Origin of the sequence: Pseudomonas putida, from assembly GCF_022627325.1 — a bacterium.
Classification (GTDB): Bacteria; Pseudomonadota; Gammaproteobacteria; order Pseudomonadales; family Pseudomonadaceae; genus Aquipseudomonas; species Aquipseudomonas putida_X.
Map to the genome: position 1 here is coordinate 59,664 of NZ_JAETZZ010000011.1, position 19,585 is coordinate 79,248.

General features: G+C 63.2%; 16 protein-coding genes and 1 pseudogene. 7 read left to right on the plus strand and 10 right to left on the minus strand.

Annotated features, from left to right (window positions below):
* Positions 1 to 38 precede the first annotated feature (38 nt).
* The 7 genes and pseudogenes from JNA92_RS17870 to JNA92_RS17895 form a co-directional block, all read right to left on the minus strand.
* A complete protein-coding gene (locus tag JNA92_RS17870) occupies positions 39 to 2,297 on the minus strand; it encodes a GMC oxidoreductase (protein ID WP_241805978.1) in 2,259 nt (752 codons plus the stop codon).
* Entirely contained in the window at positions 2,294 to 2,785 is a 492-nt protein-coding gene (locus JNA92_RS17875) for a sorbitol dehydrogenase (RefSeq protein ID WP_241805979.1), read from the minus strand. Before JNA92_RS17875 ends, JNA92_RS17870 begins: the two co-directional genes overlap by 4 nt.
* 4 nt (positions 2,786 to 2,789) lie before the next feature.
* Positions 2,790 to 4,130: a cytochrome C gene (locus JNA92_RS17880; protein WP_241805980.1), complete on the minus strand. Its 1,341-nt coding sequence runs from the start codon at positions 4,128 to 4,130 to the stop codon at positions 2,790 to 2,792.
* 206 nt (positions 4,131 to 4,336) lie between these two features.
* Positions 4,337 to 5,296, minus strand: a complete 960-nt coding sequence (locus JNA92_RS17885; protein WP_241805981.1) for a cation diffusion facilitator family transporter — start codon at positions 5,294 to 5,296, stop codon at positions 4,337 to 4,339.
* Positions 5,297 to 5,372: 76 nt separating this feature from the next.
* The gene (locus JNA92_RS26115) at positions 5,373 to 6,128 is read right to left on the minus strand and encodes a methyl-accepting chemotaxis protein (protein WP_431312471.1); all 756 of its coding nucleotides are present in this window, start codon (positions 6,126 to 6,128) and stop codon (positions 5,373 to 5,375) included.
* Between the two features lie 102 nt (positions 6,129 to 6,230).
* Positions 6,231 to 7,439: pseudogene (locus tag JNA92_RS26120) on the minus strand (HAMP domain-containing protein); the annotation flags it as partial.
* 66 nt (positions 7,440 to 7,505) lie between these two features.
* The gene (locus JNA92_RS17895) at positions 7,506 to 8,858 is read right to left on the minus strand and encodes an APC family permease (RefSeq protein ID WP_241805983.1); all 1,353 of its coding nucleotides are present in this window, start codon (positions 8,856 to 8,858) and stop codon (positions 7,506 to 7,508) included.
* Between the two features lie 547 nt (positions 8,859 to 9,405).
* Between JNA92_RS17895 and JNA92_RS17900 the strand changes: the two genes are divergently transcribed.
* Positions 9,406 to 10,914, plus strand: coding sequence for a YdgA family protein (locus JNA92_RS17900; RefSeq protein ID WP_241805984.1), 1,509 nt, complete (start codon positions 9,406 to 9,408; stop codon positions 10,912 to 10,914).
* A 339-nt stretch (positions 10,915 to 11,253) separates the two neighbouring features.
* Positions 11,254 to 12,312, plus strand: coding sequence for a quinolinate synthase NadA (gene nadA, locus JNA92_RS17905; RefSeq protein WP_241805985.1), 1,059 nt, complete (start codon positions 11,254 to 11,256; stop codon positions 12,310 to 12,312).
* A 154-nt stretch (positions 12,313 to 12,466) separates the two neighbouring features.
* Here nadA and JNA92_RS17910 read toward each other — a convergent pair whose 3' ends face one another.
* Positions 12,467 to 13,903: a M48 family metalloprotease gene (locus tag JNA92_RS17910; protein ID WP_241805986.1), complete on the minus strand. Its 1,437-nt coding sequence runs from the start codon at positions 13,901 to 13,903 to the stop codon at positions 12,467 to 12,469.
* Between the two features lie 120 nt (positions 13,904 to 14,023).
* Here JNA92_RS17910 and JNA92_RS17915 point away from each other — a divergent pair, with 120 nt between their 5' ends.
* Positions 14,024 to 14,263, plus strand: coding sequence for a sulfurtransferase TusA family protein (locus JNA92_RS17915; RefSeq protein ID WP_241805987.1), 240 nt, complete (start codon positions 14,024 to 14,026; stop codon positions 14,261 to 14,263).
* Between the two features lie 18 nt (positions 14,264 to 14,281).
* Complete coding sequence (locus JNA92_RS17920) at positions 14,282 to 15,352, plus strand: AI-2E family transporter (RefSeq protein WP_241805988.1); 1,071 nt, start codon at positions 14,282 to 14,284, stop codon at positions 15,350 to 15,352.
* Positions 15,353 to 15,481: 129 nt separating this feature from the next.
* Here the strand turns inward: JNA92_RS17920 and JNA92_RS17925 are convergent, their stop codons facing one another.
* Both JNA92_RS17925 and JNA92_RS17930 read right to left on the minus strand, forming a co-directional pair.
* Complete coding sequence (locus JNA92_RS17925; RefSeq protein WP_241805989.1) at positions 15,482 to 15,955, minus strand: peroxiredoxin; 474 nt, start codon at positions 15,953 to 15,955, stop codon at positions 15,482 to 15,484.
* 11 nt (positions 15,956 to 15,966) lie between these two features.
* A complete protein-coding gene (locus tag JNA92_RS17930) occupies positions 15,967 to 16,527 on the minus strand; it encodes a glycine cleavage system protein R (protein ID WP_008097509.1) in 561 nt (186 codons plus the stop codon).
* 260 nt (positions 16,528 to 16,787) lie between these two features.
* Between JNA92_RS17930 and dapA the strand changes: the two genes are divergently transcribed.
* From dapA to JNA92_RS17945, 3 genes are read left to right on the plus strand one after another with little or no spacing between them, the layout of a single operon-like run.
* Positions 16,788 to 17,666, plus strand: a complete 879-nt coding sequence (gene dapA, locus JNA92_RS17935; RefSeq protein WP_241805990.1) for a 4-hydroxy-tetrahydrodipicolinate synthase — start codon at positions 16,788 to 16,790, stop codon at positions 17,664 to 17,666.
* 17 nt (positions 17,667 to 17,683) lie between these two features.
* Positions 17,684 to 18,802 carry an outer membrane protein assembly factor BamC gene (gene bamC, locus JNA92_RS17940; RefSeq protein WP_241805991.1) on the plus strand — a complete coding sequence of 373 codons (1,119 nt, stop codon included), beginning with the start codon at positions 17,684 to 17,686 and terminating at the stop codon, positions 18,800 to 18,802.
* Positions 18,803 to 19,561, plus strand: coding sequence for an MBL fold metallo-hydrolase (locus JNA92_RS17945; protein WP_241805992.1), 759 nt, complete (start codon positions 18,803 to 18,805; stop codon positions 19,559 to 19,561).
* Positions 19,562 to 19,585: the final 24 nt, after the last annotated feature.

A 19,585-nucleotide genomic window follows, 5' to 3' on the forward strand; every position in this document is an offset into this window, starting at 1 on the left:
GCCATTGCCCGAGCAGTGTGGGGTTGGTACGACATTGCCTAGAGCGCCCCGAAACGTACCTCCACCGACAGGCTGCCCAGGTTATCGCTCAGGCCAGCCCCATACCGCCCAGCCAGGTCGTCGTTGATGCACAGCTGCAATTCACCCTGCTGGCCGCGCGGCAATTGCACCTGATCACCCACCAGGAACGGCACGCCGTTGCTGCCGATGCGCCCGATCAATGCCCCTTCGTTCTGCCCCGGCAGGGTGTAGCCCGGCTTGGCGATCAGCGCCGGGTTGCCCTTCGCGCCTACCATGCCGGTGGCCGGGTTGGCCGTCCACTGCCCGCCCGTACACACCGCCAGCTGCCAGCTTTGCCCATTGACCTGCATACCCGTGGCCTGCCATCCCTGGTTGGCCTGCACCTGCAGCGTGCGTTTGAGCAGGTCGCTGGCCACCACGTCGGCCGCCTGGAACGTCAGTGCGGTGATGGTCAAGGTCGGGTTGGCCGTGCCGGTGGTGGGGAATACGCCGTCGCCGACCAGAAACAGGTTGGGGTGGTCCCAGCTGCGCTGGTCCTTGTCCACCACCGATTTGGTGCGGTCCGCGCCCATGCGGTAGGTGCCCATCAGGTGGCCAGCGCCGAAGAACGCGTAGTTCTGGCCGTCGTAGTTGAACACCGTTTGCGAACCGGGCTTGAGTTCAGGGTTCAGGTTGGTCAGCTCGGTGGCGCCCATCAGGTTGGTGATGATATGGGTGGCGGCCAGGCGCGCTTGTTTGAAGCCCTCCTTGGTGTAGTCGGACAGCGCGTAGGTGATCTGTGGGCGGGGCAGGCCCAGGCCGTCGGTGAACTCCGTGCTGCGCTCCACCCGGCACAGCGCATGGTCAGGGTCTTCCTCCACCTGCTCGATCAAGAAGCCCAGACGGAACTGGCGGGTCAGCACGCTGTTGAGCTGCTGCACCAGCGCCTCGCCAGACAACGCCAGGTTGTTGGGGTTAGCGCCGCCGTCGTTGGTGCCGTCGATGAAATCGCAGACCGAGGCGTAGGGGTCGTTCACCGACCAGTTCCAACCTTCGTTGCCGATCTCGATACGCCAAGCGGCACGCTGGCTGCGGAACGGGCCATCGCGCATATCCTCGATCCCCGAGGTGGACAACGGCCCGCGGAACGGGAACAGCGGCTTGCCTTCGGGCATCAGGCCCCAGGCCAGGTACACCGGGTGGTCCGCCAACGCCTGGCCAACCTGGCCGCTGCTGTTGGCGACCCCTTTAGGGCTGTTGGGGCCGATGGAGTTGAGTAACAGCTTCGGCGTTTCGATCGCGTGGGCGGCGATCACGTAGCGCTTGCCCTGGGCCGTGCCGTTCTGACGCGTGCCATTGTTCTGGTACTGGATGAAATCAATCCCCGTGACCCCATTGGCATCGACCTGCACCTGGCTCGCCACGGTCTGGTAAAGGATGCGCACATTGCCGGTATCCAGTGCCTTGGCCATGGTCACGGTGGCGTCGTACTTGGCCTGGATCGGGCAGATCGGCGTGCAGCTGGTGTTACCGGCACACACCCGGCGGCCGTTGTCGCTCTGCGAGTTGCGCCCGGCCGGGGTCTGCCGGACGTTGAGCGTGACACCGGGGTACGGCTTGCCGTCCGGTGCTTTCTCCGGGCTCTGGTACACCGTGCCCGTGACGTTCTTGCCCAGGCCCTGGTCGACCAGCGACGGCGGGATGCCGTGCATGCTGTATTCATACCCCAGCGGGAAGGTCACGCCCAGGTAGGCCTGCGAGGCGACATCGGCGGACACGCCCATTTCCTCCTCGGCGCGGCAGTAGGCGGTCTGCAGGTCGTCGTAGCTGATCGGCCAGTCGACCCCGACGTTGTACGCAGTGCGCATGCGAAAGTCGTTGGGCAACAGGCGCAGGGCGGTGCCCATCCAGTGCCACATGGTGCCGCCGCCTACCCGTTCGTAGGTGCTGGCGAACAGCTGCGGCCCCTTCTGTACCAGGTAGCTTTTCTGCACCTTGTCAGGGTCGGTGCTGCCGGCGGTGATCAAGTCCTGGATCGTCGCGCGCGGGGCGAACTGGGTGGCCGGGGTCTGCTCGGTCTGCTCCGGCGGGTAGGGCGACTCCGGCGACTTGAGCACGGCGGTGTAGAAACGCTCCAGATACTCGCTGCGGTTGGGCGGGATTGCCGGGCCCGACTCGAGCACCAGCACTTTCAAGCCGGCCAGGCCCAACTGGTAGGCCATGACGCTGCCGGCCATGCCGGCGCCCACCACGATCACATCGGCGGTTTCGATATTCTGGGTGTGTACGTTGCTCATGGCTGCTGCCCTTCCTTGGCGTCGACACCGGTGAATTGTTTGAGGGTCGGTGGCTGCTCGGCCCAGTAGCCGAAGTGGTACTGGCTATAGCCCATGGGGTGAGACTGGGCGATCTTCCACGCCCAGCTTTGCTTGTAGGCTTGGTCAGACACCACGCGGGTGTCACCCTTGCGCTTGCTGCCTTGGTCATATGGCTGGTACCAACTGCCCAGCAGCCACAGCTTCATGATCGAACGGGCGCCTTGGGCGATCTGCGGGTCCGCATTGCCGAGTACGGCGCTGGCGATTTGCGCCGGGGTTTGGCCCTTGATACTGACGTACAGCTCCAGCAGGTTGCTGAACGCTGCGGTCCCCATCCCTTGCTGGGCGGTGGCGAAGAACACCGGCGGCAGGTTGATCGGGTCCACCGAAGGCGCCAGCAGTTCTGCTGACAGGCCGGTGAGGATGGCGGACAGGTCGATGAAGTTCTGCAGGTTAGTGTCGCTCATGGCATCACTCCTTGGCGCCAGTGGATTGGGCACGTTCAAGCAGGAAGGTGAAATCGGCGAAGCTGGTGCGCGGTGACTGGGTCACGCGGGTGGTCGCGTTGTTGTGGCACTCCATGCAACTGGATGAAGCTTGCGGCGTAGTGCCCTGGTTGTAGGTTTCCAGCGTGGCGTTGGCCAGGAAGTTCGGCGCAGGCGTGCCCAGCGGATTGGTTGGCGACGGTACTTGGCAGTCCTCGGCGGCGTCGGTCGGCCACTGGGTGCTGATCAACTGGTAGTTGGCCCACACAGTGCCCTTGAGCGCGCCTTGCCACTGCGCGTTGAGCTGCTGGGTCGCAGAGGTGAGCGGGATCTCGCGCACGATCTGCGAAGGCGTGGCTTTCTTCGAGGGGTCCCACGGCTGCGCTGGCGGCTCGTTCACCGGGCGGTCGCTGGCCTGGGCGTCGTAGAACAGGTAGGGGCCTTTGCGCTCGTTCATCGGCGTGGTCTTTTCCGGCACGTTGCGCACGTGTTCGAAGCTCGACCATACCCACTGCGGCGCGCTCTTGGTCTTGTGCACGATGTGCAGGCCGACCAGCCCGACCTTCTGTGCGCTGCACGACTCGGGTATCACCGCGCCTTTGTTCGGGTCGGCGTTGCCGGGCGTGTAGACCAAGGCGTCGACGGCGTGGAAGTCCTGGGCGTTGTCGTTGCCGCCGAGTACCTTCCAGGACGACTTGACCATGATCGCGCCGACCTGTTGGGCCTCCTGCGAGCCGCAGGCAAAGGCGATGCGGTTATCGGCCTTGCTCAGGAACGCTTGCTGGCCCTCCTTGCTGTACAGGCCATTGTTGACGATGTCGTCGAACATCGGCTGGTTGACCATGATCGCGTTGCGCGTGTAGGTGCCGTTCTGGTCCACCAGTGGGCCGGTCTTGAATGGCTGGATGAATTCGTCGAGCACACCGGCGACCTTTCCCATCTGTTGCAGCACGGGCAGGTCACCCTTGCCTTGGCAGGCGGCGGGCAGTGGTGCCTTCTGGTTCCAGGCGACCGGCTTCTGGCCTTGGGGCAGGAATATCTCGTAGCTCTCCTTCCACGACTCCCACACCGTTTGCCCCGGCGCGCCGATCTTCGCCGAGGTGTTGGCGCTGCCGTCGGCGCCGGCGGGCCAGTTCAGGGCAACGAATGTCTGCCACGACAGCACGTCGAAAGCGTGTTGCAGGTTGTCCAGGGTGAAGGGGGATGTAGCGTTGACGTCGAAGGGAATTGCAGGTGAAAGCACCGGCGGGCTGGCCGCATCGGCCATGGCCAGCGCACTGGTGAAGCTCGCTCCCAGGCACGCCAACCGTTTCAGGGTTATTTTCATTATCGTCTCCTCAGCAGATAAAGCGTCGGGACGACGAGGCGTACTGGCCCTTCATGGACCGAATGTTCAGCGTTATCCCTGACGCTAGGCTGGAGGCTAGCCGTTGCTTCAGAACGCTCAGAAATATCCGACTAGCGGTAGGGGTATCACCGAGCAGGGCACCTGCAGATCAGCGCCAAGCGGCACCCCCGTGCTGTTGGCCCGCCTTATTCAGCCCACTCAGGGTCTGCGGTAAACACGACCGTCAACCAGCGGTCCGGCCCCTCACCACCCAGCGCATCGCCGACTTCACAGCGCAGCGCATCCCACGCTTCGATGCTTTTGGCTGGAAGGTGCTTGGGCACGATGAAATACAGTTCGATCTCCCGAGAGCGGCCAACCTTGGCCACATACGCCCGATAGGATTCCAGGCCGTGGCGTGCGACAAACGCACGGGCCACCTCATCCACGTGCAGCATCAGGTCGCCAGGCGTGACCAGGAAGATGTCCGCCATGGCCTGGCGCACCACCGACAACGGCAAGGGAATGATGACCAGGCACACCAGCGCGAGCACCGCCGGGTCGATGTACGGCGATACCCACGCCCACTGCGTGCCCTGCACGGCAAAGCCGAAGCAGAAGGCGACGAGCAACGCTGCGGTGATGCTGGCCGACATTACCCAACCCTTGACGTCCATACGCACGAAATCCGAGTTCAACTGGCGGTTGGCCCGGGCTTCGACCACAGCGATGGTCGCGCAGGCGATCACGGTCAGCGCCGCATAAACCATGGCGATGCCGAACTCCAGATGGCGGCCGCCTTCGAGCAGGCTGCTGACGGCATTGATCAGGGCGTACAGCGCCACGCCGCTGAGCAGGACGCCATTGAGCGCCAGCACCATCGGCTCCAGGTGCCAGAAACCCATGGTGAAGCGTTCGCGCAGCTTGCGTGACACGTGCCGGCTGGTGGCATGGGAAGTGATCAGCTTCACCACCACCAGCGACAGGCCACTCATGCCGGCGTCGGCCAGCGAGTAGACACCGTCGAAAATGATCGAGAACGAGCCGGAAGCCAGGCCGAAAGCGATGCCGATAGTGGCGATGAACAGGGTGACGGCGATCGAGGTGCGTAGCAGGCCCTGTTCGCTGGTGATGTCGAAGAAGGCGGATCTGTTGGGTGTTTCCATGGGTGAAACTCATTCAAAAGGTGGATTGCCTGGGCGGGCCCCATTGCCGGCGAGCCGGTGATGGAGCCCGTACAGACTAGACGCGAAACTGCTCCATCAACGCCTGCTGCTGATTGGCCAGGCGGTTCAGCGCTTGGCTGATGCGCGCCGATTCGTCCGCCTGGCCCGAGAGCGATTCAGTCACGTCGCGGATGCCGGCCACGTTACGGTTCACTTCCTCGGCCACCGCGCTTTGTTCTTCGGCGGCTGAAGCGATCTGCAGGTTCATGTCGCTGATCACCGCCACGGCTTCACCTATGCGCTGCAGCGTCGGCAGTGCCTGTTCCATTTGCAAGGCGCTGGCCTGCGCCTGTTTCTGGCCATCGTGCATGGCGCCGACCACATCCTGAGTGCCTTGCTGCAGGCCCTCGATGACCTGGCGGATTTCTTCCACCGACACCTGGGTGCGCTGCGCCAGGCTACGCACCTCGTCGGCCACCACGGCAAAACCCCGCCCGGCCTCGCCAGCGCGGGCCGCTTCGATGGCGGCGTTGAGGGCCAATAGGTTGGTCTGCTCGGCAATGGCGCGGATCACCTCCAGTACCGAACCGATCTGCTCGCTGCGCTGCTCCAGTGCGCGTGCCTCGCCCATGGCGGCATCCATCCCGCATGCCAGGTTGTCAATCGTCTGGCGGGTGCTGGCGATCAGTTGCAGGCCTTCGCGGCTCGCCTGGTCGGCGCCACGTGCGGCCTGGGCTGCTTGCGCTGCATTGTGGGCGACATCCTGGGCCGTTGCGCTCATCTCGTTGGCGGCGGTTGCCACTTGCTCGATCTCGCGTTGCTGCTGTTGCATGCCACTGCTGGTCTGGCTGGCGATGGCAGCAGACTGGTCGGCGGTGCCGCGGGCTTCGAGCAGCGAGCCTTTGACTTGGGCAATCACAGGTTGCAGTTTGTCGAGGAAACGGTTGAACCAGCCGCTCAACAGGCCCAGTTCGTCCTGGCGCGCGTAGTCCAGGCGCCGAGTCAGGTCGCCCTCACCGCTGGCGATATCCTCCAGGCGTGCCGCTACGGCCAGAATCGGCCGGGTCACACCGCGTGCGGTCAGCCAGACCAGCAGCAAGCCGACGATCGCGGCACCCAGGCCGATCAACAGGCTGGTCAGATTGGCGCTTTGGTTGTGTTCGCTCAGCCTCTGGTTGAGCGCGACGGCGGGGGCTTGCAACACGGCTTCGGGCAGTTCCAGCAGCACCTGCCAGGGGGCGGCGCCTGGGATTGGCGCGAACGGGCGACCGACGCGAAGTACTCCCTGCGCCACGTCGTTGTCCAGCGGTTTGCCCAGCTTGCCGGCGTCGCGGCTGTGGCCAGCCAGCAAGCCGGTATCGCTGACGATGCTCACCTGGCCCTGGCCATCGAACAACTCTTGGCGGCCCGCCAGGCTCAGCTGCTGCAGGTTGTCCAGGCCGATGTCCAGGCCCACCACGCCCACTACCTTGCCGCCTTCCAGCAGGGGGAGGGCGATACTCGTCATCAATACCTGGCGGCCGTTGACCTCATCGAGGTAGGGCTCGACGACACAGGCTTTGGCCGTATCCAGCGGGCAGGTCAGCCAGCGGTTCTGTGCTACGCCGTTGGCGCCGATCGTGCTGTCGGCCAGCATCGCTTCAGGCATCGCCTCCTGCTCAAGGGTGCCGGGGCTGGGTTGCGACCAGTACAGCGAAAATCGCCCGCTGTCGTTGCTGCCCACCGCGTCTTGGGCGACGAACTGGCTGTCCTGGTGGTCCAGCCCGTTGGGCTGGAACACCACATAAAGCCCGATCACGTCCGGGTTGCCAGCCAGCGCGGTGCGCGCCTGGCGGGTCAATTCGGCGCGCAGGTCGCTAGCGCCGTGGGCTTTGAGCACCTGCACCAGGCGGGCAAAGCCGTTGGCATACTGGTAGGCGTCCATGAAGTAGCGCTGAATACGCAGGGTCTGGGTTTCGCCTTGGGCTTGCAGGCGCAGGCGTGCGCTGTGGTCGAGCATTTCACTGTTGGCTTGGCTGACCAGGGCTGCGCTGCGCTGCGCCTGGGTCAGCGAGGTGGCCACCAGCAGTGCGACGATGGCCAGCAGGCACAGGCCGGCAAGCAAGGTGATCTTCCACTGGATGGAAAGGCGACGCAGCGGCATGAGAACGTTCCTTTTCGAGCAAGGACAACGCCCGCGTTCAGGCGCGGGCGGTGGAGATGGCAAGTGTCATTCGGCAACGTAGTTCGGCGGGGCGGCAGTGAAGGCCTTGGTCAGCCAGGCCAGATACACCAGGCCAAGAAGCGCCCATACCCCGCCGAACATCAGCGAGTGTTCGTTGAGGTCCAGCCACAGCGACACGATGATGCAGAAACCGATGGTCGGCAGTACCAGGTACCTGAGCTTGTTCGCCAGCCCCCGGCGATTGCCTTCACGCAGATAGCAGTGGTTGATCACCGATAGGTTGACGAAGCTGAACGCCACCAGCGCCCCGAAGTTGATGATCGAGGTGGCGGTAACCAGGTCGAAGAAGATCGCCGACAGCGATATCAGGCCGACCACGGCTATGTTCAGCACCGGTGTTTTGTAGCGCGGGTGCAGGCGAGCGAAGATGCCGGCCGGGATCACCTTGTCACGCCCCATCACGTACAACAGGCGCGAGACGCTGGTCTGCGAAGCCAGGCCCGAGGCGATGGTGTTGATCACCGTGCAGGCGATGAAGATCGACTGGAACAGCTTGCCACCCACGTAGAGGGCGATTTCTGGCAGCGCCGCTTCCTGGTCATGGAAGCGTGCCATGGTCGGGAAGTAGGCCTGGATGAAGTACGACACGGTGATGAACACCAGGCCACCGATCAGTGCAGTCAGGAAGATCGCCCGTGGGATGGTCTTGGCCGGGTCGCGGGTTTCTTCGGACAGGCATGTCACGGCGTCGAAGCCCAGGAACGAGAAGCACAGGATGGTCGCACCGGCCGCCAGGGCGCTGAACTGAGTCTGGCTGTCGGCGAACGGCAGCAGGCTCCACGCGGTCCCCAGGCCTTCACCCTGGTCCAGGCCACGCACGCACAGGTAGATGAATACGGCGATGATCGCGACCTGCACGGCCACGAACAGCAGGTTGAAGTGTGCCACCAGGTTGACGCTGCGCATGTTGATCAGGCTGATCAGGGTGACGAAGCCCGCTACCCAGATCCACTCCGGCACTTCGGGGAACATGGCCGACAGGTAGAGCTTGGCCAACAAGGCATTGACCATCGGCAGCAGCAGGTAGTCGAGCAGCGACGACCAGCCGACCAGAAAGCCCACATGCGGGTTGATGGCGCGCTGTGTGTAGGTGTAGGCCGACCCCGATTGCGGGAAGCGGCGCACCAGGGTGCCATAGCTCACGGCGGTGAACAGAATGCCGGCCAGCGCCAGGATGTAGGCACTGGGCACATGCCCTGCGGTAATCCCTGAGACGATGCCGAAAGTGTCGAACACGGTCATCGGTGTCAGGTAAGCCAGACCGATGATGATCACGTGCCAGAGGCGCAAGGTTTTACGCAGTTGGCCGTTGCCGGTGGCGCTGTGGTCAGGCTGCATACTGGCATGGCTCCTTCGGCTGGGCGTGAACGGCGGGCGAGTTGTAGTGCGCATGCGGCAATGGCGAGCGGGTGGGCTCCATGTTGTTCACCTTTATTGTTGGAGCAGAGGTAGACGCAGGCGATGCGCCGGGGTCGAGCTGGCAGTGCCTGGTCTAGGAAGGTGGAGCGTGCGGGCAGGGGCGGTGAGGCATCATGACGGCGCGTCTGTTCTTCTTCGTGGAGTGGCGCTGGGCAAGGTGGTGAAAATAAAAAACGATGGGTAGGTTGGTGTCAAGTTAAACATGACAAGATGTTGCTAGATTGAAATAATTATCGATTTATTGGCCTTAATGTTCGGTTTTTGCGCGCTTTTTTGCGGTTATGATCGATGTGGATGTTCGTAAAATTTAACGAATAGGAAGATTCCCAAGCGTGCGTCAGGCAGGTCGCGATTGCCCATTGCGTCCGCGTGGGACCCTTGGGCCAGGAGTAGGAGTGATACTATTCTGCTCCCGCGCAGCTCCTGGCTGTGAACACGCCCATATGGACATCAATCGGTTCTATTCATGAAGAAATCAGTAGGCATCCTTTCCGGCCTGGCCATCGCCATTGCCGTCGTAACCACCGCCGGCGCCTGGTACACCGGCAAGCAGCTGCCTGCGCAGCTGGAGCGCACCGTCAACCAGAGTAATGCTCAGTTGAAGAAGGCCCTTGTCGGGGTTGGCGGCAGCATGACCATCGAAGTGGCCTCGCTTGAGCAGCACCTTTTCACCAGTACCGCGCACTACCGCCTCAAGGTCCGCGACATTCGCCTGTCTGACGGTGAACCGGTCAGTTTCGAGGTGGGTGTCACCGACCATATCGAGCACGGCCCTTTCCCTTGGTCGCGGGTCAAGGCCTTCAAACTGATACCGGTGCTGGCAGCCAGCAACAGTTCGCTGGACAAAGACGACTTCACCGCGCCTTGGTTCGCCGCCGCCGGCGACAAGGCCCCGGTCAGCTCGCGAACCAGCCTGGGCTTTGACGGCAGTGTCGATGGCAGCATCCTCCTGGCGCCGGTCAAGCTGGCCGAAGACAACGGCACTAGCCTCGATTTTTCAGGTATGCAGTTGCAGGTCAGTGGCGACAGTGAAGGTAAAGTGTCGAAATTCCATGGCGCTGCCGATCGTTTCGAAATGAAGAGGGTTGGGGTGGATCACCCACCGGCCACGTTCGAGCTCAAGGGGCTGAAAATCGGCGGTGAACTCGCCGCGACCCAGCATGATGCGATCTATGTCGGTAACGTCGATGTGTTGCTGGCCGAAGCCAAGGTGACGCTGGGGCCCAAGCAGCAGGTCCTGCTGCTCAAAGGCCTGGAGCAGCACGCCGTGCAGAACCTCGATGGCCCCGACACCGTCGGTGGTCGTGTGGATTACAAGGTCGCGGACATCAATTGGGATGGCCGCGCAGTCGGCAGCGGGCAGATGGCGGTCAGCATCAAGTCGCTCAACGCTCCGGCCTTCCAGTCGCTGTCGCAGTGGTATCAGGCCCATCTGCCGGAGTTCGAGCAGGCTGCCGCTGCAGGGCAGCCTATCCCGCAGATCCAGATGGATGAACAGGAGAAGGCGGCTTTTCAGGGCGACTTGAAGCAGCTGTTGGCATCCAAGCCGCAAGTGGCGGTGGAGAATCTCTCGTTCAAGACGGCCAACGGTGAGAGCCGGTTCAACCTGGCGATGGACTTCGCCAGCCCCACCTCTTTCGACCTGCCGCCTGACCAGTTGAGCAAGCAGTTGATCACTCAGGTGAAGAGCAAGCTGTCGCTGTCCAAACCGATGATCGGTGACCTGGCGACCTTGCAGGCGTTGCTGCAAGGGCAGACCGATGCCCAGGCGATTGCCATGCAATCCAGCCAGGCGGGTGAGATGGTCGGCCTGATGGCGCTGCAGAGCGGCATGGCCACCGTGCAGGGCAATGACGTGGTGGCTAGCCTGCACTACGTCGATGGCATGGTCGACTTCAATGGCAAGAAGATGACCGTTGAAGAATTCGCCATGATCCTCGCGGCGCACTTTGCGGCGATGCAGCCGCAGGGCTGATCGATTGAGCCTGTACCGGCCTCATCGCCGGCAAGCCGGCTTGTACTGGTGCGCACGGGCCTTGAGCCTGTAGTCGTTCAGCGGGCCCCACTGGTGTGCGCATGCCCGGGGCGTGCACCAGCCGGTGGGAGCCGGCTTGCCGGCGATGAGGCCGGTACAGGCCACACAAAAACCGCTTTAGAAATCCCCAGATTGTCTGTAGCCTTCGGCGTCCGATAATAATCCGCGCCCGCAGAGGGCCGTGGCGGCTTGCCTGCCGTCCGGCGCCCTTAGCCGATCTGTCAGGGCCGGGTGATACACTCGATTTGACGCGCATGCGCGCCTGCAGGTCCAGCGATCATGACCCAGATATCCGAACGCCTGTTGGTTCAGGCCCACCTCGACGCCAAGCAGCCCAACCCGCTGACAGCCGAGCAGGAGGCCGAATACCGTGCGGCCATTGCTGCCGAGCTCAAGGCGCAAAATGCCGTGCTGGTTGCCCATTACTACTGTGACCCGGTTATCCAGGCACTCGCCGAAGAGACCGGCGGTTGCGTGTCCGACTCGCTGGAAATGGCCCGTTTCGGCAAGAACCACCCGGCCCAGACGGTGGTCGTCGCCGGTGTGCGCTTCATGGGCGAGACCGCGAAGATCCTCACCCCGGAAAAGCGCGTGCTGATGCCGACCCTGGAAGCCACTTGCTCGCTCGACCTGGGTTGCCCTGTCGAAGAGTTCTCGGCCTTCTGCGACCAGCATCCCGAGCGCACCGTGGTGGTGTATGCCAACACCTCTGCCGCCGTCAAAGCGCGGGCCGACTGGGTCGTGACCTCGAGCTGCGCGCTGGAAATCGTCGAAAGCCTGATGGACAACGGCGAGACCATCATCTGGGGCCCGGACCAGCACCTGGGCCGTTACATCCAGAAGCAGACCGGTGCCGACATGCTGCTGTGGGACGGTGCCTGCATCGTCCACGAAGAGTTCAAGTCGCGCCAGCTGGCAGACATGAAAGCGCTGTACCCCGATGCGGCGATCCTGGTGCACCCGGAGTCGCCAGAGGCAGTGATCGACCTGGCCGATGCGGTAGGTTCCACCAGCCAGCTGATCAAGGCCGCGCAGACACTGCCCAACAAAACCTTCATCGTCGCCACCGACCGCGGCATCTTCTACAAGATGCAGCAGCTGTGCCCGGACAAGGAATTCGTAGAGGCCCCCACCGCCGGTAACGGCGCGGCCTGCCGCAGCTGCGCGCACTGCCCGTGGATGGCCATGAATACCCTGGAGCGGGTGCTGGAGTGCTTGCGCAAGGGGACTAATGAAATCTTCGTCGACCCGGCGCTGGTGCCGAAAGCGATCAAACCCTTGAACCGCATGCTGGACTTTACCCAGGCTGCTCGGCTGAAGCTGTCGGGTAACGCCTGAGGTTCAATCGCCGGCTCCCTTGCTATGGACTGCCCCCAAGAAGTTGGACACCAATCCGACCCTTGGGGGAGCCACTGTCTTGCTCAACTTCTAAAAGCTGGCGCGATCCCTGTGGGAGCCGGCTTGCCGGCGATTGGGCTGCGAAAGCAGCCCCTTACCGCCCCATCATCTCCTGCACCATGCGCTGCTGCTCCATGATCTCGCGCTGACGCTGGTCGATCTGTGATGCCAGTGGGAAGTTGCTGCCGGCACGACGCTTGGCGTAATCCAGCTGCTGGATCGCCTGGTCGAAGTCCCCCACCAGGGTAAAGTACTCTGCCCGCGCCCGGTGCAAGCCAATGGTATTGCCCGCCAAGCCACGCACTTCGGCCATTTCGTACCAGACATCCGGGTCATCCGGGCGGTTCTTGATCAGGTCGTTCAGCACCTTTTCGGCCTCGGCGGGCTTGTTCTGCTTGATCAGCAGGTCGGCACGCACTTGCTTGAGCGGGTAGTTGCCCGGATACAGACCTTGCATGCGCTCCGCCCGCTGCTGCGCATCGGCCAGGCGGTTGTTGGTGATGTCCAGGTCGATCTGCGCCAGGTTATAGGTGATGTCATTGGGCGCCTTGGCCAGCAGTGGCTTCAGGTTCTCACGCGCTTCGTTGAGCTGGCCGCCTTTGATCTGCGCCAGTGCCAGGCCATAGCGGGCAGCGTCCAGCTTCGGATCTTCATCCAGCTGCGCGCGGAAGCGTTTGGCGGCCAGGCCCGGTGTGCCTTCATAGATGAGGGCCACACGGGCGCGGATCAACTGATAACGCTGGCTGTCCTCGACGCCGCCCTTGGGGGCCTGTTCGGCACGGTTGCGGGTGTCGGCGATACGCGATTCGGTGACTGGGTGAGTCAGGAGGAATTCCGGTGGTTTGGCGTCGTAGCGGTACTGGCGCGCCAGGCGCTCGAACATGGTTGGCATGTTGCGCGGGTCGTAACCGGCCTTTTCCAGGTTCTGGATACCGACCCGGTCGGCTTCCTGCTCGTTCTGCCGCGAAAAGCGCCGCTGCTCCTGGATCGCCGCTGCCTGAGTGCCGGCAATCATGCCGATGCCAGCATCACCGGCGCCCCCAGCCGCCAGGACGATACCGGCCAGCAACGCCGCCATCATCGGCAGCTGCATGCGTTGTTGGGCTTCCACGCCACGGGCGAAGTGGCGCTGCGACAAGTGCGCCAGTTCGTGAGCCAGTACCGAGGCGTATTCGCCCTCGGTCTGGGCGTTGAGGAACAGGCCGCCGTTGACCCCGACGATACCACCCGGGGCGGCGAAGGCGTTCAGCTCGCGGCTGTCGATGAGGATGAATTCCAGGCGCCGGTCCTGCAGCTGGCTGGTTTCGGCCAGGCGGTACACGGTGGTTTCGACGTAGTCCTTGAGCTGGGGGTCGTTCAGCTGGTTGACCTGGCCACGCAGCAGGCTGAGCCAGGCACGCCCGAGCTGGTGCTCCTGCTGCGGCGAGACGATCGCGGAACTGGCGTCGCCCAGTGAAGGCAGGTCGCTAGCATGGCCGGGAACGGCCATCAGGCAGGCCAGCGTCAACAGGGTAGGGCGCAGTAGATTCATGCACGAAGCTCGCGTCGGGTCAAAGCCCCTACTGTAGCCGGCTCACACGTTGGCGACCAGTGGCGGTATGCTAGCCAGCCTGTTACCAAAGACGTCTGTTCCACGTTTGGAGACCCCCTGATGACCAGCACCCTGACCTGCGACGCCGAACTCGACGCCAGCGGGCTGAACTGCCCCCTGCCTCTGCTCAAGGCGAAGATGGAGCTCAACCGACTGGCCAGTGGCGCGGTGCTGAAGGTCATTGCGACCGACGCAGGCTCCCAGCGCGACTTCCGCACTTTTGCCCAGCTGGCCGGTCATACGCTGCTGCATGAAGTGGCCGAGGCCGGCACCTATACCTACTGGCTGCGCAAGGCCTGACCCAACCAAGGATCGTCAATGTTCAAAGTGCTTCGCGACTGGATAGAGCGCTACTTCTCCGATGAGGAGGCTGTGGTGCTGGCGGTCCTGCTGTTTCTGGCCTTTACCGCGGTCCTGACCCTGGGCGGCATGCTTGCGCCGGTGCTGGCGGGCATGGTGCTGGCTTTTCTGATGCAGGGGCTGGTCAATGCCCTGGAGCGCCTTCGGGTGCCGACGCGGCTGGCGGTGATGGTGGTGTTCGCTCTGTTCATGAGCGCGCTGGCGGTGTTCCTGCTGGTGCTGGTGCCGTTGCTGTGGCATCAGTTGATCACGTTGTTCAACGAGCTACCGGGCATGCTCGGCAAGTGGCAGTCGCTGCTTCTGCTCCTGCCTGAGCGCTACCCGCACCTGGTGTCTGACGAGCAGGTGCTGCATGCCATCGAATCGGTGCGTGGCGAGATCGGCAAGTTCGGCCAATGGGCGCTGTCTTTTTCGCTGTCGAGCCTGCCGCTGCTGGTCAGTGCCATGATCTATCTGGTGCTGGTGCCGATTCTGGTGTTCTTCTTTCTCAAGGACCGGGAGCAGATCGGCCGTTGGGTCAGTGGCTACCTGCCGCGCCAGCGGACCTTGCTGAACCGGGTTGGCAATGAGATGAACCGGCAGATCGCCAACTACATCCGCGGTAAGGGCATCGAGATTCTGATCTGCGGTATTGCCACCTACATCGCGTTCATCAGCCTGGGCCTCAACTACGCGGCGTTGCTGGCGTTGCTGGTAGGGCTATCGGTGGTGGTGCCTTATGTAGGGGCGGTGGTGGTGACCGTGCCGGTGACGCTGATCGCATTGTTCCAGTGGGGTTGGGGGGATCAGTTCATCTATCTGATGACGGTGTACGCCATCATCCAGGCGCTCGATGGCAACGTACTGGTACCGCTGTTGTTCTCAGAGGCAGTGAGCCTGCACCCGGTGGCGATCATCTGCGCGGTATTGCTGTTTGGCGGGCTATGGGGCTTCTGGGGGATCTTCTTCGCCATCCCGCTGGCGACGCTGATCAAGGCCGTGCTAGATGCATGGCCGCGGCACGAACCTGCCGTGGCGCCCATGCTTTGAGGTTAAGCGGCAAGCTTCGAGCTGCAAGCTGCAAGTAAAAGCAGATAGCGGTGTCCATGCGATCCGCTTTTGCTTGAAGCTTGAAGCTTGAAGCTTGAAGCTTGAAGCTTGAAGCTTGAAGCTTGCAGCTCAGCGCTGGTTCAGCGCTTGGGCCGCTGCCAGGACGGCATCCACATGGCCTGGTACCTTCACGCCACGCCACTCCTGGCGCAGTACGCCATCCTTGTCGATCAGGAAGGTGCTGCGGTCCACGCCCATGTATTCCTTGCCATACAGCTTCTTCAGCTTGATCACGTCGAACAGCTGGCACAGGGCCTCGTCCTTGTCGCTGATCAGCTCGAACGGGAAGCCCTGCTTGGCCTTGAAGTTCTCATGCGACTTGATGCCATCGCGCGACACACCGAACACCACGGTGTTGGCCGCCTCGAACGCTGCGTGCTGGTCGCGGAAGCCCTGGCCTTCGGTGGTGCAGCCTGGGGTGCTGTCCTTCGGGTAGAAATACACGACTACCTGACGGCCCTTGAGCTCGGCCAGGCTGACGGACTGGCCGCCGGTGGCCTGGGCCTGGAAGTCGGCGACGGGTTGGTCGAGTGCTACTGCCATGGATGCATTCCTTAAACGGGGTTCTGTGGGCGCCAAGGCTCGATCAGCGCGTCCAGGTTGAGGGCGTCGGCAAAGTCGAGGAACTGGTCGCGCAGCCAGCTGATCTGGGTGCCGGCCGGCAGGATCACGGTGAACTGAGCGTTGAGCATGCTGCTGCCGGTCTGCGGTGCCAGGTAGGTGTCGCAGGTCATGGCTTCGAGCTCGACACGGTGGTCGAGGAAGAACTGGCACAGCTCGTTGATGATGTCCGGGCGGTAGGCCGCACTGACATAGGCCACATACGGCAGGGCCTGCGGGCGCACTTCCTGGTCGGCGCTGCGCACCACGTCGAGGGTCAGGCCGTGCTTCTTGCCCAGGCCGGGGAGGGTGGACTCAAGGCGTGCCAGGGCATCCCAGCTGCCACCGACCTGCAATACCAGGGCGCTGGTCTCGCCATGGCGGCTCAGGCGCGAGGTGACGACCGCGCAGCGGTTCTCGAAGGCAGCGCGGCTGAGGACGTTGGCCAGCTCCATAGGGTTGGGGCCCAGGGCACTGATGACAAGGAATTGTTCGCGGACGGTGGGGGTGGACATGCAGCATTCCTAAAGCGATGAGCGGTCGGCACAGGACGGGCGAAAGCCTCCTGTCGGCAGGGCCCGGGGCTCGCATGCGAGGACGTGGACGCTGGCCGGGGAGCAAGGTCGACGGCCCGGCGGGCCGCGCTGCACCGATCAAAGGGTCAAGGGTAGCGAAATAAGGCGCCGAGGGGAATGCTCCACCCGCCTGCTTCGCTTGTGCAAGGCCGATGCCCCCAGTACCATTACCGCTCTCTTTTTCCGGCAGGAGCGTTTACATGATTGCGGGCAGTATGGTGGCATTGGTCACACCCATGGATGCACAAGGGCGTCTTGATTGGGGCAGCCTCGGCAAACTTGTAGACTTCCACCTGGAAAACGGCACTCACGCGATCGTCGCCGTCGGCACCACCGGCGAGTCGGCCACCCTGAGCGTCGAAGAACACATCGAGGTCATCGAATTCGTGGTCAAGCGGGTCGCTGGCCGCATTCCGGTCATCGCCGGCACCGGTGCCAACTCCACGTCCGAAGCCGTGCACCTGACCCAGAACGCCAAGGATGCCGGCGCCGACGCCTGCCTGCTGGTGGTGCCGTACTACAACAAGCCGACCCAGGAAGGCCTGTACCTGCACTTCAAGCACATCGCCGAAGCCGTCGACATTCCGCAGATCCTCTACAACGTACCCGGCCGCACCTCCTGCGACATGCAGGCCGAGACCGTGATCCGTCTGTCGACCGTGCCCAACATCATCGGCATCAAGGAAGCCACGGGCGACCTGGCCCGTGCCAAGGCCATCCTCGATGGCGTCAGCAAGGACTTCATCGTCATGTCCGGCGACGACCCGACTGCCGTCGAGCTGATCCTGCTGGGTGGCAAAGGCAACATTTCGGTCACTGCCAACGTCGCCCCGCGCGAAATGGCCGACTTGTGCGAGGCCGCCCTTGCGGGCGATGCCGAGAAGGCCCGCGCGATCAACGAAAAACTCATGCCGCTGCACAAAGACCTGTTCTGCGAAGCCAACCCGATTCCGGTGAAATACGCGCTCGTCGAAATGGGCCTGATGCAAAAAGGCATTCGCCTGCCACTGACCTGGCTGAGCGAAGGTTGTCACGAAAAAGTCCGTACTGCCTTGCGCCAGTCCGGCGTACTGGTTTAATCGAGGAAGTACACCGCATGAAGCGACTGGCTGGTCTTTCCGCGCTCGCCCTGATCATTTCCAGCACCAGTGGGTGTGGCTGGCTGTGGGGCGAGGATGGCTATTTCCGCGACCGCGGCAGCGATTACCTGCAGGCGCACCCGACTGCACCGATGCAGCTCCCCCAGGACGTCAGCAACGTCAAGCGCCTTGACCCGCTGCTGCCGATCCCGCGCAACGTCGCCGACGACACCGCCAAGGGCGAGTTCGAAGTGCCGCGTCCGCAACCGCTGTCGGCTGGCGCCGATGTCAGCGATTTCAGCCTGCAGCGCAGCGGCAGCAGCCGTTGGGTGCTGGCCCAGCGTTCGCCGGCCGAAGTCTGGCCTGTAACGCATCAGTTCTTCGAAGACAATGGCTTCCGCATTGCCGAAGAGCGCCCGCAGACCGGCGAATTCACGACCACCTGGCAGCGTTTCGACGAACTGTCGGCATCGCTCGGCCAGCGTCTGGCGAGCACCACCAGCAGTGGTGACAGCGAAGTGCGCGTGCGTGTGCGCATGGAGCCTGGCGTACAACGCAACACCTCCGAGGTGTATGTCGTCAGTATCGAGCGTCCGGCGGGCAGCACTGCCGAGCCTGAGTTCCCGTCCACGTCCAGCAACACGGCCGCCGATGCGCTGCTGGTCGACGAAATGCTCGCCAGCATGAACCGCAGCGCCGAGAAAGGCGGTTCGGTGTCCTTGCTGGCTGCGCGCGACTTCGATGCGCCGAGCCGCGTCAGCCTGAGTGAAGACGGTAGCGGCAACCCGGTGCTGTTCCTCGGCGCCGACCTGGACCGCGCCTGGTCCGGTGTGGGGCGTGCCCTGGAGCAGGGCGGTCAATGGCGTGTGGAAGACATCAACCGCAGCCTGGGCCTGTACTACATCAACCTGTCCGAGAAGCCCGACGACAAGCAGAACCAGCCGGGCTTCTTCAGCCGGATATTTGGCAGCGAGCCAACCAAGGAAGAGCTTGAAGCCCGCGCCGAGCGTTACCAGGTGCGCCTGAGCAAGGTTGGCGAAAGCGTGCAGGTTACCGTCGAGAAGAACATCAACACCGTGGCCCCGCCCGATGTCGCTCGCCGCGTGCTGAGCGCCATTCAGGACCACCTGGGTTAAGTGCGCTTCGCGGTACTGGGAAGCGGCAGCCAGGGAAATGGCACGCTGATCGCCAGTGGTGACACGTTCATCCTGGTCGATTGCGGGTTTTCACTGCGTGAAACCGAGCGGCGCCTGGCGCTGCTCGGGGTGCAGGCGTCTCAGCTGAGCGCCGTGCTGGTCACCCACGAACATGCCGACCATGTGCATGGGGTGGGGTTGCTGTCGCGGCGCTACAATGTACCGGTCTACCTCAGCCAGGGCACATTGCGCGGCATGCGCAAGCCGGTGGAGGCGGCCGGTTTTCTTGCTTGTGGCGACAGCCTGCATATCGGCAGCCTGCAGGTGAGTGCGGCGCGGGTCGAGCATGATGCCTATGAGCCGCTGCAGTACGTCATCAGTGACGGTCGCCGTCGCTTTGGCATGCTCACCGACCTGGGGTCGTACGACGCGCTGTTGCTTGAGCGCTACCAGGGCCTGGATGCACTGCTGATCGAGGCCAATCATTGCCGCGACATGCTGGCGCGCGGGCACTACCCGTACTTCCTCAAGCAGCGGGTCGGCGGCATGCAAGGACATTTGAACAACCACCAGGCCGCGCGCCTGGTGGACGAGTTGGGGTGGAGCAACCTGCAGCACCTGGTGCTGGCCCACCTCAGCAGCAAGAACAACCTGCCACATCTGGCCCGCCAGTGCTTCGTCGACACCCTTGGGTGCGACCCGGACTGGCTCCAGGTGGCGAATCAGGAACACGGGCTCGACTGGCGCGAAATCGCCTAGCCCACCCACTCAAGCAAGCGGAGC